Annotated in this window: 13 protein-coding genes and 1 pseudogene; 5 read left to right on the top strand and 9 right to left on the bottom strand. The window is 72.5% G+C overall.

Annotation, left to right across the window (positions count from 1 at the left end; translation table 11 throughout):
- Positions 1-13 precede the first annotated feature (13 nt).
- Entirely contained in the window at positions 14-997 is a 984-nt protein-coding gene (gene hemB / locus O7622_RS01605) for a porphobilinogen synthase (RefSeq protein ID WP_282311530.1), read from the top strand.
- Positions 998-1,250: 253 nt separating this feature from the next.
- On the opposite strand, the gene O7622_RS01600 is transcribed toward hemB, so the two are convergent.
- From O7622_RS01600 to O7622_RS01590, 3 genes are all read right to left on the bottom strand, one after another.
- Positions 1,251-4,520, bottom strand: coding sequence for a lamin tail domain-containing protein (locus tag O7622_RS01600; RefSeq protein ID WP_282311529.1), 3,270 nt, complete (start codon positions 4,518-4,520; stop codon positions 1,251-1,253).
- Between the two features lie 91 nt (positions 4,521-4,611).
- The gene (locus O7622_RS01595; protein ID WP_282314003.1) at positions 4,612-5,628 is read right to left on the bottom strand and encodes a GNAT family N-acetyltransferase; all 1,017 of its coding nucleotides are present in this window, start codon (positions 5,626-5,628) and stop codon (positions 4,612-4,614) included.
- A gap of 67 nt (positions 5,629-5,695) precedes the next feature.
- The gene (locus O7622_RS01590) at positions 5,696-6,913 is read right to left on the bottom strand and encodes a murein transglycosylase (RefSeq protein ID WP_282311528.1); all 1,218 of its coding nucleotides are present in this window, start codon (positions 6,911-6,913) and stop codon (positions 5,696-5,698) included.
- A 38-nt stretch (positions 6,914-6,951) separates the two neighbouring features.
- On the opposite strand from O7622_RS01590, the gene O7622_RS01585 reads away from it, so the two are divergent.
- On the top strand, positions 6,952-7,167 hold the full coding sequence (locus O7622_RS01585) for a zinc ribbon domain-containing protein (RefSeq protein WP_282311527.1): 216 nt from the start codon (positions 6,952-6,954) through the stop codon (positions 7,165-7,167).
- 155 nt (positions 7,168-7,322) lie between these two features.
- Complete coding sequence (locus tag O7622_RS01580) at positions 7,323-10,139, top strand: adenylate/guanylate cyclase domain-containing protein (protein WP_282311526.1); 2,817 nt, start codon at positions 7,323-7,325, stop codon at positions 10,137-10,139.
- Positions 10,140-10,236: 97 nt separating this feature from the next.
- On the opposite strand, the gene O7622_RS01575 is transcribed toward O7622_RS01580, so the two are convergent.
- Both O7622_RS01575 and O7622_RS01570 read right to left on the bottom strand, forming a co-directional pair.
- Entirely contained in the window at positions 10,237-10,779 is a 543-nt protein-coding gene (locus O7622_RS01575) for a phospholipase (protein ID WP_282311525.1), read from the bottom strand.
- 172 nt (positions 10,780-10,951) lie between these two features.
- Entirely contained in the window at positions 10,952-12,619 is a 1,668-nt protein-coding gene (locus tag O7622_RS01570; RefSeq protein WP_282311524.1) for a family 10 glycosylhydrolase, read from the bottom strand.
- Positions 12,620-12,903: 284 nt separating this feature from the next.
- Here O7622_RS01570 and O7622_RS01565 point away from each other — a divergent pair.
- Positions 12,904-13,005 (top strand): annotated as a pseudogene (locus O7622_RS01565) (hypothetical protein); the annotation flags it as partial.
- A 108-nt stretch (positions 13,006-13,113) separates the two neighbouring features.
- Entirely contained in the window at positions 13,114-13,464 is a 351-nt protein-coding gene (locus O7622_RS29160; RefSeq protein WP_348774065.1) for an amino acid permease C-terminal domain-containing protein, read from the top strand.
- A gap of 21 nt (positions 13,465-13,485) precedes the next feature.
- Here the strand turns inward: O7622_RS29160 and O7622_RS01555 are convergent, their stop codons facing one another.
- The 4 genes from O7622_RS01555 to O7622_RS01540 are packed head-to-tail and all read right to left on the bottom strand — an operon-like array spanning position 13,486 to position 18,169.
- Complete coding sequence (locus tag O7622_RS01555; protein WP_282311523.1) at positions 13,486-14,310, bottom strand: carbohydrate ABC transporter permease; 825 nt, start codon at positions 14,308-14,310, stop codon at positions 13,486-13,488.
- A gap of 9 nt (positions 14,311-14,319) precedes the next feature.
- Complete coding sequence (locus tag O7622_RS01550) at positions 14,320-15,282, bottom strand: sugar ABC transporter permease (RefSeq protein ID WP_282311522.1); 963 nt, start codon at positions 15,280-15,282, stop codon at positions 14,320-14,322.
- Positions 15,283-15,288: 6 nt separating this feature from the next.
- Positions 15,289-16,620: an ABC transporter substrate-binding protein gene (locus tag O7622_RS01545; RefSeq protein ID WP_282311521.1), complete on the bottom strand. Its 1,332-nt coding sequence runs from the start codon at positions 16,618-16,620 to the stop codon at positions 15,289-15,291.
- A gap of 37 nt (positions 16,621-16,657) precedes the next feature.
- Positions 16,658-18,169 carry an alpha-N-arabinofuranosidase gene (locus O7622_RS01540; RefSeq protein ID WP_282314001.1) on the bottom strand — a complete coding sequence of 504 codons (1,512 nt, stop codon included), beginning with the start codon at positions 18,167-18,169 and terminating at the stop codon, positions 16,658-16,660.
- Positions 18,170-18,238: the final 69 nt, after the last annotated feature.

Below are 18,238 nucleotides of genomic sequence, written 5' to 3'. Positions count from 1 at the left end.
CAGGAGGCCCGTCATGCCGTACCCCGAGATCCGGCCCCGCCGGCTGCGCCGCAACGCGGCCGTGCGGCGGCTGGTCTCCGAGACCCGCGTCGACCCGGCCGAGCTGGTCGTGCCGATGTTCGTCAAGGAGGGGCTGACCGAGCCGCGGGCCATCGCGTCGCTCCCGGGGGTGCTCCAGCACTCCCGGGAGTCGCTGCGCAAGGCCGCCGCAGAGGCGGTCCAGGCCGGGGTCGGCGGGATCATGCTGTTCGGGGTGCCGGCGACGCGGGACGAGACCGGCTCCGGTGGCATCGACCCGGCCGGCGTGCTCAACAGGGCGATCCGGGACGTGGTCGCCGAGGCCGGCGACTCGACCGTGGTGATGAGCGACCTGTGCCTGGACGAGTTCACCTCGCACGGGCACTGCGGCCTGCTCACCCCGGACGGCGGGGTCGACAACGACGCCACGCTCGCCGCGTACGCCGACATGGCGGTGGCCCAGGCCGCCGCCGGGGTCCACGTGGTCGGGCCGTCCGGGATGATGGACGGCCAGGTCGGCGTGGTCCGCAGGGCGCTCGACGCCGCCGGGCACCAGGACGTCTCGGTGCTCGCGTACGCGGTGAAGTACGCCTCCGCCTTCTACGGCCCGTTCCGCGACGCGGTGGAGTCGGCGCTGGAGGGGGACCGGCGCACCTACCAGCAGGACCCGGCGAACCTGCGCGAGTCGCTGCGCGAGGTCGAGCTGGACGTGGCCGAGGGCGCCGACATGGTGATGGTCAAGCCGGCGCTGCCCTACCTCGACGTGGTGTCGGCGGTCCGGGACGCGGTGAACGTCCCGGTCGCCGCCTACCAGGTCTCCGGCGAGTACGCGATGGTCGAGGCCGCCGCCGCGAACGGCTGGATCGACCGGGAGCGGGTGATGCTGGAGACGCTCACCTCGATCCGCCGGGCCGGCGCCCAGATCATCCTCACCTACTGGGCCGTCGAGGCCGCCCAGTTGCTGCGCGAGCGCTACTGACCGCCGCCCGGCCGACCGTCGACCCTCTGCTGCCGGCACGTGCGGCGGCGGGCTCGCCTCGCTGGCCGCGCGCTTCCCGGTGTGGTCGCCGCACGTTGTCCACAAACTGGCTGCGCCGCCGCAGCCAGTGGGAGGTGCGGGTAACCAAGTACCGGAGCGTGCCGCCTCCGCCCGATCCGCAGCGGTGCGGATACCGCGGCGGCCCGCCGATCCGCCTATGAGCGAGTCGACGGGCCGCCGCGCGGCACACCGCTCAGTCGTCGTTCAGGATCGTCCCGACGCCGGACGGGTCGGCGAGCCGCAGGCCCGGCACCCCGGCCACGTACAGCGTGAGCTTCTCGTCCGCCTCGCGTTTGCGGTCGCCGCGCACGGTGACCGGGAACGTCAGCGAGGTCTTGCCCGCGGCCAGCACCCGGCAGCCCACGTACGGGTCGTAGTCCGACCCGGCCTGGGCGGTGGTGCCGTAGGTGGCCGCGCAGATCAGGGCCGGCTCGGAGAGCGGGCGGGACACGGTGACAGCGAACGTCATCGTGCTGGTGCCCTTGTCGCCCTCGGTGACCGAGGTGTCCGCGACCCGCAGCGAGGCGCGCGACCGGAACCGGGCCACCTGCGGGTCGTGGTCGCTGGCACCCCGGTCGCCCAGCTCCGGCGCGTCGGTGGGGTAGTCGGCGTTGATGTGCGCCGTCCGTACCTGCACCAGGTCGTCGTGCATCGGGTCGTTCACGAACAGGTTGTCCAGCGTCTGCGCCTGACCGCTGAAGGTGTACGAGTACGCCGACGCCGGCGAGTCCTTCACCAGGTCGTCCCAGAGGTTGTGCAGCCCGGCCTCGTACAGCGGGGCGAGCTGGTCCGACGGGGTCGGGTTCTGGGCGGTGGCGATCGGGTCGTCCGGCCGGGGGAAGACGTTCAGGTCCCCGCCGTAGACCACGCGGGCGTCCGGGTCGCTCGCCTCGACCGCCTGCACGATCGCCGCTCCGTACGCGGCCTGCTCGCGGCGCTGCCCGACCCGGCTGTCCGGTCCGGACGAGAAGTGGTTGGCGACCGCCCAGAGCGTGAACCGCTCGGCCGATCCGGGGCCCGCCTTCACGGTGAACCGGGCCACCTGCGCCGCGCGGGTGTAGACGTTGCTGCCGTCCACCCCGGTCGACCGGTCGACGTCGGCCGGCAGCACCGCGTTGAGCGCCTTGGGGTTCTGCACGTCGCTGTTGGACGGCAGCGCCGCCGAGCGGTACTGGACGGTCGGGGCGGAGCCCAGCAGCGGGTCGGCGGCGGTCGCCTCGGCGAGCGTCAGCCGGTCGGTCCGGTAGAGGAACGCCGAGGCGATGCCCCGGGCGTCCGCGCCGGTCCGGTCGTACGCGGCGGCGTACACCGGGCCGCCGTTCGCCGCGATGGCGAGCGCCAGCTCCTGCACGGTGTCCGGCGCGCCGTCGGCGTTGTTGGTGTCACCGCAGGCCAGAGCGCCGTCGACCACCGAGCAGATGTCCTGGTCCTCGGCCTCCTGCACCAGGATCAGATCCGGGCTGTGCAGCGACTGGACGATCTGCCGGGCCTGTACGGCCAGCTTGGCGGCGTACGCCTCCGGGCTCGCCGGCACGTAGTCGAACGGCGGACTGACGCCGGGGCACCCGTTGTTGCCGGCGAAGTCGCAGCCGTCGAACGGGTCGTCGCGGTAGTCGTACAGGTTCTCCACGTTGTAGGTGGCGATCGCGACCTCGCTGCCGCGGTCGGCCGGCTGCGGCGGGTGGTTCGCGGCCGGGTCCGCGCCACCGGTCAGCGTGAGCTGCTCCGGCTGCACGCTGTACTTGCTGAACGCGTACGAGACGGAACCGTAGGCGTCCTCGGTGAGCGTGTCGAACGTGCGCGCCTCGGGCAGCAGCGCCCGGGAGTCGCCGGCGGTCGCCTTCACGCCGCCGGCACCCAGCAGGATGCGCTGGTTGTTGCCGTTGTCGAACAGCGTGCCGGGGATGTCGTCGAGCGGGTGTGCGTCCCGGAACACCCGCCGGGCGTACGGGTCGGACCGCTTCATCACCGGATCCTCGCGGTCCAGCACGTAGATCTCGGAGTCGGCGGTGGAGGAGTAGATGTGCCGGGGCGCGGAGACGCCGCTGCCGGCGCGTACCCGCATCCGCTCGCCCTCGTGCCGCTCCCAGAACAGGTCGGCGGCGGCCGCCTCGGCCGGCGGGACCGCGTCGTCGACCCGGACCACGGTGTCCACGTCGAGGCCGGAGTCGAGCTTGCGGACCAGCGAGGCGCTGGACAGCTGGGTCTGGTTGAAGTACTCGGAGACCCGGCCGCGCAGCACGACCTCGTCACCGACGGTCGGGGCGTACCCGCCGATCAGCGTGGTGAACGAGCCCATGAAGACGAACAGGCCGTCGGAGGTCAGCGGGTCGCCGTCCTCGGTGCCGAGCCGGCTCTGGAGGTAGAAGCCCCACTGGTCGGCCCCGGCCGAACTGCGGGTCAGCGACATGCCGGTGATCACGCCGCGTACGTCGTACAGCGTGGAGCTGGTGCCGTTGCCGCTGGCCGGCGCGAGCGGCGACCGGTCGGTGCGGCCGTCCTCGTCGTCGGCGGTGCGGCCCTGCACCTCGCCGATCGACAGCACGCTCGTGGCCTGCACGGTGAGCGTGCAGGTGGCGCTGTCGCCCTCGGCGTCGGTGGAGGTCACCGTGACCGCGTAGCTGCCGGCCGGCAGGCCGGTGGCGGTGAGCGTCGCGGTGGCCGTGCCACCGTCCGCGGTCGCCGGGGTGAACGCGGTACGGCTGATCGAGCCGCTCGCCGGCACCGGCACGACCGAGGTGACCGCCAGGTCGGTGATCGTGTCGTCGACGTCGGTCGCGGTCACCTCGCGGGTCGCGGTGGCGCCCGCCGACAGCGTCAGCGCACCGCCGCAGGCCAGGGTGGCCGGCTGGTCGACCGGCCCGCCGCCGACGGTGTGGCTGCCCAGCCCGTCGAACGTGTCGGTGGCGAAGCCGGCCCACTGCGCTGCCGGGTCGAACGGGTCCGCCGGGTCGGTGTCGCCGGCGGCCACCGAGGGCAGCCGGCGCAGCGTGTTGTCCGCGGTGCTGGTGAGCCCGCTGCCCCACTCGGTGCCCGGGTCGACGCCGACCTGGCCCAGGGAGTCGACCACCGCGTCGCCCTTGCGCAGCACGATCGCGTCGTCGCCGTTGAACAGCGAGCCGGAGTACGTCTGGTCGGCCTGGGCGAGGATCGCCGGGGCGGCCGCCGCGGCGGCGAAGACGAACACGTCACCGGCGGCGACGGTGCCGGTGAGGGCCACGTTCGTCGAGGTGGTGGCGCCGTTGAAGTAGAGCTGGAGCTGGTAGCCGCGGGCGGCCAGGTCGATCGGGGCGCCGGTGCCGTTGTACAGCTCCACGGCCTTGTTGTTGGACGATCCCTCGACGTACTCCGAGATGAACAGGTCGGTGGGCGCGGCGCTGGCCGCGGTGGGTGCGACAGCGATCGCCGTGAGGGTGACGGCGGCGGTGGTCGCGAGCGCGGCGAGGGTGCGGCGCGGGCGCATGGGGCCTCCACGATGGGTGGACAGGAACTAGCGAACGTTAAGGCTCTCGTGGGTACACCGTCCAGCCCTTCGACGGCCGGACGGTGAACTGTCAGCGGTGACTGTCCAGCCGGTGCACCAGTTCGGCGACGTCCACACCGTATTCGCACCAGTCGCGGTCGGGGCGGTAGCCCAGCTCCGCGTTGACCTTCAGCATCGACTCGTTGTCCTGCGCGTTCCAGGTCTGCACCTCGGCCACCTCGGGCTCGGCCGAGCGCAGCTCCAGCAGCATCCGCGCCTTGATGGCCCGGTCGATGCCGTAGCCGCGGTGGTCGTGGACGACGATCGTGTCGTACTGGTCGGCCCGGGTCGGGTGCTGCGCCGGCACCACCACCTCGGTCAACCCGGCCACCTCGCCGGTCTGCTCGTGCAGCGCCAGCACGATGTACGGCTTCATGCCGCGCCTGTGCAGCGTGGCGAGGCTGTCGCGCAGCCGGTCCGGGTCGTAGGAACTGGGCCGCAGCTCCACGTCGTCCACGTCGCGCACCTCGGCCTTCGCCCGCGCGTACGCCTCGATCAGCTCGTCCGGCGGGCCACCCGGCCAGAACTCCACGTGGTAGCCCGCGCCGACCTCGGCGGCCATCTCGGTGAGCGCCGGCCAGTCCACCGTGCGCAGGTCGAGCACGCTGCGGGTCTCCACGTAGTCGCGGGTGAAGCCCAGTGACTCGTAGAACGCCACGGCCGGGGTGTCGCCGACCACCTCCACGCCGATCGACTGGAAGCCCTCGTCCCAGACCCGGCGGGCGGCCACCCGCACCAGCTCCCGGCCGATGCCGCTGCGCCGGATCGTCGGATGCACCAGCACTTCGAGCACGCCGATCCCGCCGAGCAGCAGCACGTGCACATGCCCGACGACCGCCCCGGGCGTGCCGTCCGGGGCGGCGTCCTCCTGCGCGACCCACGAGATCCGCCGCTCGCCGGGCATCACCTCGGAGAGATACTCCCGCATGGAGTCCTCCCGCCATGGCGGATCCTGCGGCAGATCGGCCGCCAGGACCGCGTTCAGCGTGTCCAGCAGGGACGCGATCTCGGCGGACGACGCGGTCCTGGGATCCCACTCGCGCACCATCACCCGTCTAGCTTGCCGTCAACGGCAGCCGGGGGGAAGGGTTCAGTCCGCGAATGTACGCGAGCCGTCACCTCACGTCGCGGCTGAGCCTGCCGTACTCGTCGGCCTTGTCGAAGACGGCCTGGGCGTACCGACGCACATCGTTGTAGGAGAGGATGGCGCCCCACCAGTCGCCCGGGATGGTCATGTTCCGGCCGCCCTTGCACAGGTAGAGCCCGGCGGCCAGCGCCGCGTCGTCGATGTCGTGCGGGTTCTTCACGCCGTCACCGTCGGCGTCCGCGCCGATCTCCTGCCAGGTGGTGGGGATGAACTGCATCGGGCCGAGCGCCCGGTCGTGGACGCGGTCGCCGTCGAGCAGCCCCTGGTCGGTGTCGAGGATCCGGGACCGGCCGCCCTGCCCGTCGAGCGGCTCTCCCCTGATCTCCGGCAGGGCCCGCCCGTCGGCTTGCAGGGTGGCGCCGTTGGCCGCGCCGTGGCGCGACTCGACGTACCCGATGGCGGCCAGCGTGGTCCAGCTCAGCTGGCAACCGCGGTTGGTCTGGGCGAGCACCAGTTCGGCGTAGGCGTACGCCTGGAGCGCCACCGCGGGGATGCCGGTCACCGCGCTGACCCGCTGCGCCCAGCCGGCGAGCGCGTCGGCGGGACGCCCGGCGGGCAGCACCGGAGCTGTGGTCGCCCCGGGCAGCGGGGTGCCGGTCGGTGCGGTGGTGCCGGGCAGGCCGGTCGGCTCCGGCAGCGGGGGCGTGGCGGGCGCCGCCGCGGTCTGCGGCACGGTCTGCGAGGGGGTGGCCTCGGTGACCGGCTCCGACCGGCCGGCCGCGGCGGGCACGATCACCGCACCGGCGGTGGTGGCGGCGGTGACCAGCGCGAGCAGGAACAGCGCGGGCAGGGCGGTGCGGCCGCCGGGTCGCCGGGACCAGGCGCGGGTGGCCCGGGCCGCGTCGACGGTGAGTTGCCCCGGGCGGGTCCGGACGGCGTGCGCGAACGGCATCCGCCGACGCCGCCCGCCGCTCTCGGCCGCCGACTCGGGCTCGGCCGTCGGCCCGGAGCCCGGCTGCTCGTCGCCGCCCGGCCCGGGCTCGCCGTCCGGGGCGGCCGCCGCCCCCGCGCCGGCTGCGGCGTCCGTGTCGCGGGCCGGGTCGGCGGGCGACTTCGGGGGGAGGGAATCGCGCTCGCGGCGGGGCTGCGGGATGGACCGGGTGCCGTCGTCGGGTGGCGCGGCGGGTCGCAGGGGCCAGGCCGTCGCTCGCCGTTCGCCGTCCACCACCCGTCGAGTATCACCCATCCGGGTGACGACGTCAGGCCCGGCCGTACGCTTGGGACATGCCCCGGTACGAGTTCCGTTGCCGCGCGTGCGGCGGCACCTTCGAGGTCAACCGTCCGATGGCCGAGGCCGACCGGCCGGCCACCTGCCCGCAGGGCCACGCCGACACGGTGAAACTGCTGTCCACGGTGGCCGTCACCGGACGGGGCGGCTCCGCCCCGAGCGGTGGGATTCCCAGCGGCGGTGGTTGCTGCGGCGGCTCCTGCGGCTGCTGACTTTCCGCCGTCCGTCCCGCGGGTCGATCGGGGTCTTGCCGCCGGTGTGATCCTTTGGCACCTTGGGGCGGAATCTGCCCAGCCGTTCTCACGATGCGTGACGGCACGACCATAGGGCAGCATGAACCCGACGTCACCGGGCGGAGGTTCGACGTATGCCGCAAGGACACCACCTCCCCACCGGGTGGGTGACCTTCGTGTTCACCGACATCGAGGGCTCGACGCGGCTGGCCCGGATGCTCGGCCCGGTCTACCGCCCGGTCCTGCACGAGCACCGGCGGCTGCTGCGCGACACCCTGGCCGGCACCGACGGCGCGGAGCTGCTGACCGAGGGGGACTCGTTCTTCCTCGCGTTCCCCGACGCCGCCGCCGCGGTCCGCGCCTGCCTGACCGCGCAGCGCGCGCTCGCCGGCCACGAGTGGCCCAACCCGGACGCCACCCCCCGGGTACGGATGGGGCTGCACACCGGCTACGCCGAGCCCCGCGACGGCGAGTACGCCAGCCCCGAGGTGCACCGGGCCGCCCGGGTGGCCGCGGCCGCGCACGGCGGGCAGGTGCTCTGCTCGGCGGCCACCGCGCGGCACGCCGACCCGCTGCCGGACGGAGTGTCGCTGCTGGACCTCGGGCTGCACCGGCTGCGCGGCTTCGACGACCGGGAGCGGCTGTTCCAGCTCGTCGCGTCCGGGTTGGAGCGGCGGTTCCCGCGTCCGCGTACCGCCGAAGCGACAGCACACAACCTGCCCACCCAGGTCACCTCGTTCGTCGGCCGGCAGGCCGAGCGCGCCGAGCTGGGGCGGCTGGTCGAGGCGTACCGCCTGGTGACCGTGCTCGGCGCGGGCGGTGCCGGCAAGACCCGGCTGGCGGTGGAGCTGGCCTCCGGGATCGTCGAGGACTACCCGGACGGCGTCTGGTTCGTCGACATCGCCGCGGTGACCGACCCGGGGCTGGTGGCGTTCGAGATCGCCGCCGTGCTCGGCCTGCGCCCGGAGCCGGGCCGGCCGATGGTCGACACCCTCGTCGAGTACGCGGCGCCGCGCCGGATGCTCGTGCTGCTGGACACCTGCGACGCCCAGACCGCCGCGTCGGCCGAGGTGATCGGCCGGCTGCTCGCCGGTGGCCGGGGTGTGCGGGTGCTGGCGACCAGCCGGGAGTCGTTCGGCGTACCCGGCGAGGTGGTGTGGCGGATCCCGCCGCTGTCGGTGGACGAGGGACCCGACGGCGGGGGGAGCGACGCGGTGGCGCTGCTGCTGGACCGTACCGCCGTTGCGCGGGGCGGCCGGGCGCCGGAACCGGCCGAGCAGGCCGACCTGCACCGGGTGGTACGCCGCCTGGACGGGCTGCCGCTGGCCATCGAGCTGGCCGCGGCCCGGCTGCGGGTGCTCTCGGCCGGGCAACTGGCCGAGCGGCTCGACGACATGCTGGGCACGCTCGACGCCGGGCGGGAGACGGCGGAACCACCGCCGGTGGAGGCCGGCTGGAGCGGCAACCAGCAGGACACGGTGGACCTGGTGGCCGCCGCGACCGGCGCCGCCCCGCCCACCCCGGCGACCCGGGCGGTGCAGCGTTCGGCGAGCGAGCGGCACCTGACCATCCAGGCCACAGTGACCTGGTCGTACCGGACGCTCGGCGCGCGTTCGGCCCGGCTGCTGCGCTGGATGGCGGTGTTCGCCGGCCCGGTGGACCTGCCCACAGTGCAGTGGCTGCTCGACGAGGACCCGCTCGACCCGCTCTCGGTGCTGGTGGACAAGTCGATGGTGCTGGCCGAGCCGCACGCCTCCGGCAGCACCTACCGGATGCTCGACCCGATCCGGGCGTACGCGGCTCGGCGGCTGGTCGAGGCGGGCGAGGAGCAGGGCGCCCGGGACCGGCACGTCGCCTGGTGCCGGCATGCGCTGGACCGGGCGCACCTGGGCCCGGACGGCCGCCCGGTGACGCTCTCCCTGTACGCGCTCGACCCGCTGGCGAACGAGTTGCGGGCCGCGTTGCGCTGGTGCGCCACCGGCGGCAGCGCCCGCTCGGGCCTGTCGCTGGCGGGTGACCTGGACCAGTGGTGGCGGGAGCGCGGGCTGGCCCGGGAGGGACGGCTCTGGCTGTTCCGGCTCTACGGCCGGCTCGCCGAGACCGGCGAGGTGATGCCGGACGCCGAGCTGGCCGCCGCGTACCACATGCACTCGCTGCACGCGGGCGCGGACGGCGAGTTCGGCGAGGAGCTGCGGTACTCGCAGCGGGCCGAGGCGGCCGCCCGGCAGTCCGGCGACCGGGGGCTGCTGGCGCGGGTGCTGGCCGGGCGCGCGGCGCCGCTGGTCGACATGGGGCAGTTCGCCGAGGCGGAGCGGGTCTGCCGTGAGGTGATCGACTGGGCGTACGCGCAGGACGTGGTGGGCGACGCGCTCCTGGCCGTGTACAACCTCGCCGAGCTGCTCTGGCGCCGGGGCGCGCTGGACGAGGCGGCCGATCTGCTCGCCGCGGCCCGTCCGGTCGAGGCGGCCCGGCCGGCCGAGCGGGGTGGCCGGTCGGTGGACATGCTGCTCGGGGTGGTGGCCCTGGCCCGGGGCGACCTGGTCGCCGCGCACGAGCACCTGCTGGTGGCGTTGCGGTCCCGGATGAGTCACGGCTACCTGGGCCGGGCCTGCGACACGATCAACGCGATAGCGGTTCGCTGCGCGCTCGCCGGGGACGCGCTCTGCGCGGCCCGGCTGTTCGGGGCGGCGCAGGCCACCCGGGCGAACCTGCGGGCCACGCCGGGGATATACGGCCCGTACTGGGCGGCCCGGCAGGCGGAGTTGCGGCGGGTGCTGGGCGACGAGGCGTTCGACGCCGCCTACGGCGCCGGGACGGGGCTGCGGCTGGACGAGGTGGCCGCGCTGGCGCTGCACGTCGAGCATCCGGACCTGGCCGCCGACTCGCCCCGGTTCGGCGCGTCAGCCGCCGGCTCCTGGCCCGCGTTCCAGCCCCGCAGCACGGCGGGCTGAGCCGGAGGACCGCGCCGCACGACCGCCGGGCGGACGGCGAGCCCGCCGCGCCGACCGGGCGGGGAGCCCGCCGAGCGGCGGACTCCCCGGTGGCGCGTCAGGCGCGTGCGACGGCGCGGTGTTCGGCGTCGGCCTTCATCCGGGCGGCGCGGTCGAGGTCGGCCTGCGACACGGCGGCGACCGAACCGAACACGCTCACCGCCTGGTAGTACGTCCAGGCCAGGCTGTAGCAGGCGGGCCGGACCGCCGCGTTGTACGTGGCGCAGACCCGCTTGAGGTCCTCGTAGAAGGCGCTGTCCAGCCGGGACTTGTTGGCCGAGAAGACGCCCATCGCCTTGTGGTTGCGGTAGCCGAAGTCGTGCCGGTAGCAGGAGAGCTTGAAGTTGAAGCCGATCGGGTTGTCCGGGCTGGACGAGCAGTAGTCGGTGGACCAGTCGAAGCCGTACCCGGACCAGGGGGCCCGGTTCAGCCGGGCGCTGTTCCAGGCGTTGTAGCTGGAGGCGCTGGTCTGCGTCCAACTGGTCAGGACGGAGAGCTTCTGCTGGGTGCTCACCGCGGCCGTGGCCGGTGTGGCCAGGCCGAGCATCGTGAACAGGGCGAGTGTGGCGGCGGCGAGGGTGGTGGCGAGGCGACGGGACAAGGGAAACCTCCGCGGGGTACGCGTGGGGCGGGCTCCGGGATCTCCGGATGCCGATCAGTGTTGATCAATGAGGTGACGCGGGGCGATGCTCCGGGAAACGGCTTACTGCCATTTGCCCAAACAGACGAATGCCCCCGGGCCGTCGAGGCGGCCCGGGGGCATCCGGCGGGGATCAGCGCACGAAGCGCGGCGGGCTCGCCAGGCTCTCGTTCGCCAGCCGGTCCAGCGCGGTCACGTAGTAGGTGTACCGGGCGCCGTCGGTCGCCGTGGTGTCCACCCAGGACTGCACGGCGCCGTCGGTGGCCCGGACGGTGCCGACCAGGTGCGAGGCGTCGGCGAAGTCGCAGCGCCGGGCCAGGCCGTGCCCGTCGAACCGGTAGATCGCGTACGACGCGGCGGTGCCGAGCGGGCCCTTGCCGTCGGCCGGCTGACGCCAGCTCAGGCGTACCCCGTCCGCCTCCCGCTGGGCCTTGGTGACCACCGGGAACAGCAGCGGCTTGCGCGGCAGGTGCGTCATGGTGGGCACCAGCGCCGGGCGGGAGTAGTGCTCGGCGGCGTAGATGTCGGTGGCGCCGAGCCGGTTCGCCCGGACCTGCACCGCGGAGAAGTGCACGTTGCCGAGCACCTCCGGGTACGACCGGTTGAGCGTCAGGTGGTTCGACAACTCCTGCGGGTTCATCCAGAACGATCCGTACGCCGGGTCACCGCTCTTGTAGTCGGCCTGGCCGATGTAGAGCTGCACCCGTGTGCCGCGCACCTGCTCGGCCCACCACGGCACCAGCCGGGCGTAGTCGGCGGCCGGGTACTGGCCGATGTACCAGTAGAGCTGCGGCACGATGTAGTCGATCCACTCCTCCTTGACCCACTTGCGCGAGTCGGCGGAGATGATGTCGTACGACTGCGAGCCGGTGGTGTCCGAGCCGTTCGGGTCGGCCGACGCGTTGCGCCAGATGCCGAACGGGCTGACGCCGAACTTCACCCACGGCTTGACCGCCTTGATCTTGGCGTTCATCTCCTGGATCAGCAGGTTGATGTTGTCCCGCCGCCAGTCGGCCTTGTCGGTGAAGCCCCTGTTGTACGCCGCGAACGTGGCGTCGTCGGGCACCTGGTGGGTGCCGCTCGGGTACGGGTAGAAGTAGTCGTCGAAGTGCACGCCGTCGATGTCGTACCGCTTGACCGCGTCCATCATCGCGGTCTGGACGAACTCGCGGACCTCGGGGATGCCGGGGTTGTAGTAGAGCCGGCTGCCGGCGACGCCGGCGGGCGGGTAGGCGAAGACCCAGTCGGGGTGCTGGCGGGCCGGGCTGTCCGGGGCCAGTTGCGACAGGTCGGCGCCGGCGCCGCCGGGCGCGGGCATGGAGACGCGGTACGGGTTGAACCAGGCGTGGAACTCCAGGTTGCGCTTGTGCGACTCGGCGACCAGGAAGTCCAGCGGATCCCAGCCGGGGTTCTTGCCGCGTACGCCGGTCAGGTACTCCGACCACGGCTCGTACGGCGAGGGCCAGAACGCGTCCGCGGTCGGGCGGACCTGGACCACGACGGCGTTGTGGTTGAGCTTCTGGGCCAGGTCGAGCCAGGCCAGGTATTCGGCCTTCTGCTTGGCCACCTGGTCCGGCGCGGTCCAGGAGTCCTTGCTGGGCCAGTCGATGTTCGTCACCGAGGCGATCCACATGGCCCGGAACTGGCGCTTGGGGGTGGCCGGGTCGGTGACGCAGTCGGTGGAGGGGGAAGTGGCGGTGCCTGTGTTGTCGCCGGGGGCGGCCTGCGCCGGTGTGCCGGCGACCAGCGTGCCGAGCAGCGCCGCGGCCAGCGCGGCGGCTCCGAGCCGAGTTGCCTTCATGCGGTGCGGTCCCTTCGTCGGGTCCGGGGGGACGGTCGGCGGCGGGGCGTCGCGGCAAGTTTCGCCGCGCTGCCCATGCCACCGGTAGAAAACTTTCATCTATCCGTGCCCGGCGCAAGACCCTGACGGCCGATCGATGTCCGGCATCGTCCGATCGGCCGGATCGTGACGATTCCGATACCTGCGGCGCCGGCCCGGCGCGGTCGACCTGATCGGCATCGTGATCGGCACCGGCATCTTCACGCTCGTCGTCAACCTCGGCGCCGTCGGCATCGTGTTTCTTCGTCGGCGTGCTCACCGCAGCCGCAGTGGTGTTCTTCGCGTACACCGGGTTCGAGGCCGTGGCGAACCTGGGTGAGGAGACCCGCAAGCCCAAGCGTGACCTGCCACTGGCCTGCTCGGCACGCTGCTCATCTCCACGGTGCTCCACATCGGCGTCTCGCTCGTCGCCCATCACGTCCGCGTTCCGGGCGGCCGGCGCCGGCTGGGCCGCGGTGCTCGTCTCCATCGCCGCCGTCGCCGGGCTCACCAGCGTGATCCTGGTCGACCTGGTCAGCATCGGCGCGCTCTGCGCGTTCGCGCCGGTCGCCATCGCGGTGCCGATCCCGCGCGAGCGCCGCCCCGATCTGGAGCGGCCGTTCGAGGTGCCGTTCCCGCCGGTGCTGCCGACCGTCACCGCCGTGGCCCGCCTCCACCTGAGCCTGAACCTGTCGGTGGAGACCTGGCTGCGGTTCCTCGCCTGGACGCTGATCGGCGCGGTCATCCACGTCGGGTACGGCCACCGCAAGAACCGGCCGGCCCGTCGCGAGCACTCGGACACCCCCGAGCCCGCCCCCACCCCCTGAGGCGGGCCCTCCCTTACCCGGTCACCCCTTCAGGCCGCTACGGGAGACGCCCTGGATGACGTGCCGCTGGGCGAACACGAACAGGATCAGCACCGGCACACTCGCCAGCACCGCACCCGCCATGATCACTGGATAGTCGGTCACGTACGCGCCCTGGAGCAGGCCCAGGCCCGCCGGCAGGGTCAGCCGTTCCGGGCTGAACAGCACGTACACCGGCCAGAGGAAGTCGTTCCAGTTGGTCAGGAACGACAGCACCGCGAGCGTGGCGAAGGCCGGCTTCGACAGCGGCAGCAGCACCTGGCGGAAGACCTGCCAGTGGTTCGCGCCGTCCAGCACCGCCGCCTCCTCCAGCTCGGTCGGGATGGAGAGGAAGAACTGGCGCAGGAAGAACACCCCGAACGCGCTCGCCGCGCCCGGCACGATCACCACTGTCAGCGTGTCGATCCAGTTCAGCCGCTCGGCGATGATGAAGTTCGGGATGATCAGCGAGGTGGGCGGCAGGAACAGCGTGCCCACGATCAGCGCGAACAGCAGCCTCCGGCCGCGGAAACGCATCCGGGCCAGCGCGTACGCTGCCATCGACGCGGTCACCAGCACCAGCAGCGTGTGCAGGGTGGCCGCCAGCATGCTGTTGACGAACCACCGCAGCACCGGGTTCGCCGCGTTGTCGACGATCTGCTGGTAGCCGTAGGTGGAGAACGGGTTCGGCAGCCAGCCGGGCGGCACCCGCTGCGCGTCGTCGTACGTCTTCACCGAGGTCAGCAGCATCCAGACCAGCGGGGTCACGAAGATCGCGGTGATCAGCAGCAGTACGCCGTACCGCGCCACCGCGCGCATGTTCCTCATGTCGTCCCCTCAGTCTTCCCGGTAGCGGAACAGCCGGAAGTTGACGACGCTCACCACGGCCAGCATCAGCGCGAAGAACACGCTCATCGCGGCGGCCCGCCCGGCGTCGTAGTCCCGCAGCCCCTCGTCGACGATCCGCCAGACCACCGTGCGGGTCTGCTCGCCGGGCGCGCCCTGGGTGATCAGGAACGCCTGGCCGAACACGTTCGCCGAGGCGAGGATCGTGGTGGTGAAGACGAACAGCATCACCGGGCGCAGGCCGGGGATCGTGACGTGGCGGAACCGGTCCCAGCCGCCCGCACCGTCCACCTTGGCCGCCTCGTACAGCTCGGCCGGGATGTCCTGGAGCCCGGCCAGGTAGATCACCGCGTTGAAGCCGCACGTCCACCACACGGTCACGCCGACAAGCGACACCCAGGCCCACGGCACGTCGGTCACCCAGGGCGTGTCCGAGGGGAGGCCGACCACGCCGAGCAGCCGGTTGACCAGGCCCAGGTTGGCGTCGAGCAGGAACCGCCAGAGCAGGCCGATCACCGCCACGCCCAGCACGTACGGCGCGAAGAACGCGGCCCGGAAGAACGTCCGGCCGGGGAACGAGCGGTTGAGCAGCAGCGCCAGCCCGAGCGGGACGACCACCAGCAGTGGTACGGAGAACAGCGTGAAGATCCCGGTCGCCCGGACGCTGGACCACCAGTCCCCGTAGATCGCCGAGTCGCTGGAGAACAGGTCCCGGTAGTTGCCGAGCCCGACGAACGGCCGGTTGGGCAGTTGCAGGTCCCACTGGTGCAGGCTGATCCAGACCCCGAACAGGATCGGCGCCAGGCCGAACACGCCGAACAGGATCAGGTACGGCGCGAGGAAGAGGTACGGCGTCGTCCGGTTGCCGCGTTCCGTCGCGCCCCGGCGGCGGGCGCGCGCCGCCGGGGGCGGCGCGCCGTCACGCGCCGCCTCGACCTCGATCACGTCCGCCACGGCGGATCAGTTCCCGTACTTCTTGCGGTTGTCCTCCAGCTGCTTGTTCGCCTTGGCCACGCCGTCGTCGAGCGCCTGCTTCGGCGACTTCTTGCCCAGCGCCGCCTCGTTGAAGGCGCTGTAGAAGGTCAGGATGACCTCGCCCAGGCCCGGCGCGGCGGGCGGGAAGGCGGCGTACTCCAGCTCCGGGGCGAGCGCGTTGACCTCGGTGAGCGCGGTGAACTCGCTGCTCTCGCGGACCGCCTTGCGGGCCGGCACCTGGCCGCCCTTGGCCCAGTCCAGCGAGTGCTGGCTCAGCCAGTTGATGAACACCTTGGCCCCGGCGGTCCGGTCGGCGTTCGCGGAGCGCTGCTTGACGATGGTGAAGTTGTGCGAGTTCGCCCAGGCGGCCTTCTGGCTGCCGATCTGCGGCAGCGGCGCGACGCCCCACTGCACGTTCGGGCTCTTCTTCAGGTCGTTGATCTGCCAGATGCCGTTCCAGGTGAACGCGTTCTTGCCGCTCTTGAACGCCAGGTAGTCGGCGTCCTGGCCGACGTTGGCAGGGGAGTGGCCCTGCTTGATCAGGTCGACCAGCCAGGTGCACGCCTCGACCGCCGGGCCGGAGTTGAACGTCGCCTTCGCCACCTCGGCGTCGAAGACGGTGCCGCCCCACTGGTGCAGCAGGCTGTAGAAGGTCATGCCGCCGGTGAACTGGAACGGGCTGACCCAGAAGCCCTGCACGCCCGACTTCTTCAGCTCGGTGAGCGCGGCTGTGTACTCGTCCCGGGTGGCCGGCGGCTTCTCCGGGTCCAGGCCGGCCTTCTGCATGACCGCCTTGTTGTAGTAGAAGCCCAGCGGGTGCATGTCCAGCGGGATGCCGTACCGCTTGTCGTTGTAGAGGCCGCCCTTCCACACGGTCGGGGCGAAGTCGCCCTCGCTCAGCTCCAGCGCCTTCGCCACGTCGTCCAGTTCGGTGATCACGCCGCGGGCGGCGAACGTGGCGAGCTGGTCCATGTGCATGACCGCGATGTCCGGGCCGTTGCCGCTGGAGACCGCGCCGGGGAGCTTGCTGTAGTAGTCCTCCCACTGGTACGTGATCACGCTGACCGCGATGTTCTGGTGCTCGCCGTTGAACCGCTGGACGAGCGCCTTGAAGATGTCGCCGTCGCCGCCGGTGAAGCCGTTCCACAGCTTCAGGTCCACCTTCGGGCCGGTGTAGTCCTTGCCGCCGTTGCCGGAGGCGCCGGAGCTGTCGGAGCTGCTGCCGCCGCCGCAGCCGCTGAGCGTCAGCGTGGCCGCCGCGCCGAGCCCGACGCCGAGCCCGAGCAGGCGTCGCCGGCTCATCTCGTTCTGGATCATGGGAACTCCTTGGGGGACGGGATGGAGTATTCGCTGGTCACAGCGCCGGCACGAAGCGCAGCAGGTTCCAGGAGGTGGCCGGCAGCAGCACGGAGGCCCGGCCGCCGTCGACAGTGGGTGTGGTGGGGTCCCGGGGCGTGACCCGCTCCGGGTCCGCTTCGGTGTTCGTGGCGTCCGGGTCGGTTCCGGCCGCCACCGTGGTGTGCGCCTCGGCCCGCAGGCCGGGCAGGCCGCGCAGGTCCAGGTCGAGCGGGAGGTCCTGCGAGCTGCGGTTGACCGCGAAGACGGCCAGAGCGCCGGTCTCCTCGTCGTGCACGGCGACGGTGTCCAGCGCGGGCACGTCGCCGTACCGCCGGGTCTCGTAGGTGGGGCCGGTGGGCTCGGTCCGCAGTACGGTGCCGCGGGCGTACCGGGCGGTCAGGGCGAACGGGTGGAAGATGCTCTGCCGCCAGGCCGGGCCGCCGTTGCGGGTACGGATCGGGGCGATCACGTTCGCGAGCTGCGCCTGGCAGGCCACGCCGATGCGGTCGGCGTGCCGGAGCAGGGTGATCAGCAGGTCGCCCACCACCACCGCGTCGACGGCTGTGTAGTCGTCCTCGATCAGCGCCGGCGCCTCGACCCAGCCGCGTCGGTCCAGGTCGGACTGGAGGCGGGACTGGTACCAGACGTTCCACTCGTCGAACGAGATCTTCAGCTTGCGCTTCTGGCGCAGCTTCGCGCCGACGTGGTCGGCGGTGGCGACGACCTCGGTGATGAAGGCGTCCATGTCGACGGCGGAGGCGAGCAGGCTGGCTCGGTCGCCGTCGGACGGGTCGTAGTAGGTGTGGGCGGAGATGTAGTCCACGTGCTCGTAGGTGTGCTCCAGCACCGTCGCCTCCCACGCGGCGAACGTGGGCATGCCCCGGTTGGAGCTTCCGCAGGCGACCAGGCTGATCGAGGGGTCGATCATCTTCATCGCGCGGGCGGTCTCGGCGGCGAGGCGGCCGTACTCGTCGGCGGTCTTGTGCCCGACCTGCCACGGCCCGTCCATCTCGTTGCCGAGGCACCACAGCCGCACCCCGTACGGCTGCTCGGCGCCGTGCTTGCGGCGCATGTCGGAAAGCTGGGTGCCGCCCGGGTGGTTGGTGTACTCCAGCAGGTCGAGCGCCTCGGTGACGCCGCGGGTGCCGAGGTTGACAGCCATCATCGGTTCGACACCGGCCTCGGCCGCCCAGGTCATGAACTCGTCCAGGCCGAACTCGTTGGTCTCGATGGTCTTCCAGGCCAGGTCGAGCCGGCGCGGGCGGTCGCCGACCGGGCCGACGCCGTCCTCCCAGCGGTAGCTGGAGACGAAGTTGCCGCCCGGGTAGCGGACCACCGACACGCCCAGCTCGCGGGTCAGGTCCAGCACGTCGCGCCGCAGACCCCGCGGGTCGGCGGCCGGGTGCCCCGGTTCGTACACCCCGCCGTAGACGCAGCGCCCCATGTGCTCGACGAAGGAACCGAAGATCCGGCGGTCCGCCGGCGCGATCCGGAACGCCGGATCGATCGTGAGCTGCGCGTTCGGCACGATGCCAACCTCTCCCTCGCTGCTGTTGCCGGTGATCGCGGTCACCCCGCTGTCAGTGGTTTCTACAAC

The organism is Micromonospora sp. WMMD1076, from assembly GCF_029581475.1.
GTDB lineage: Bacteria > Actinomycetota > Actinomycetes > Mycobacteriales > Micromonosporaceae > Micromonospora > Micromonospora aurantiaca.
The sequence above is the reverse complement of the archived record's forward strand: the minus strand, read 5'-3'. Positions and strand labels throughout refer to the sequence as shown.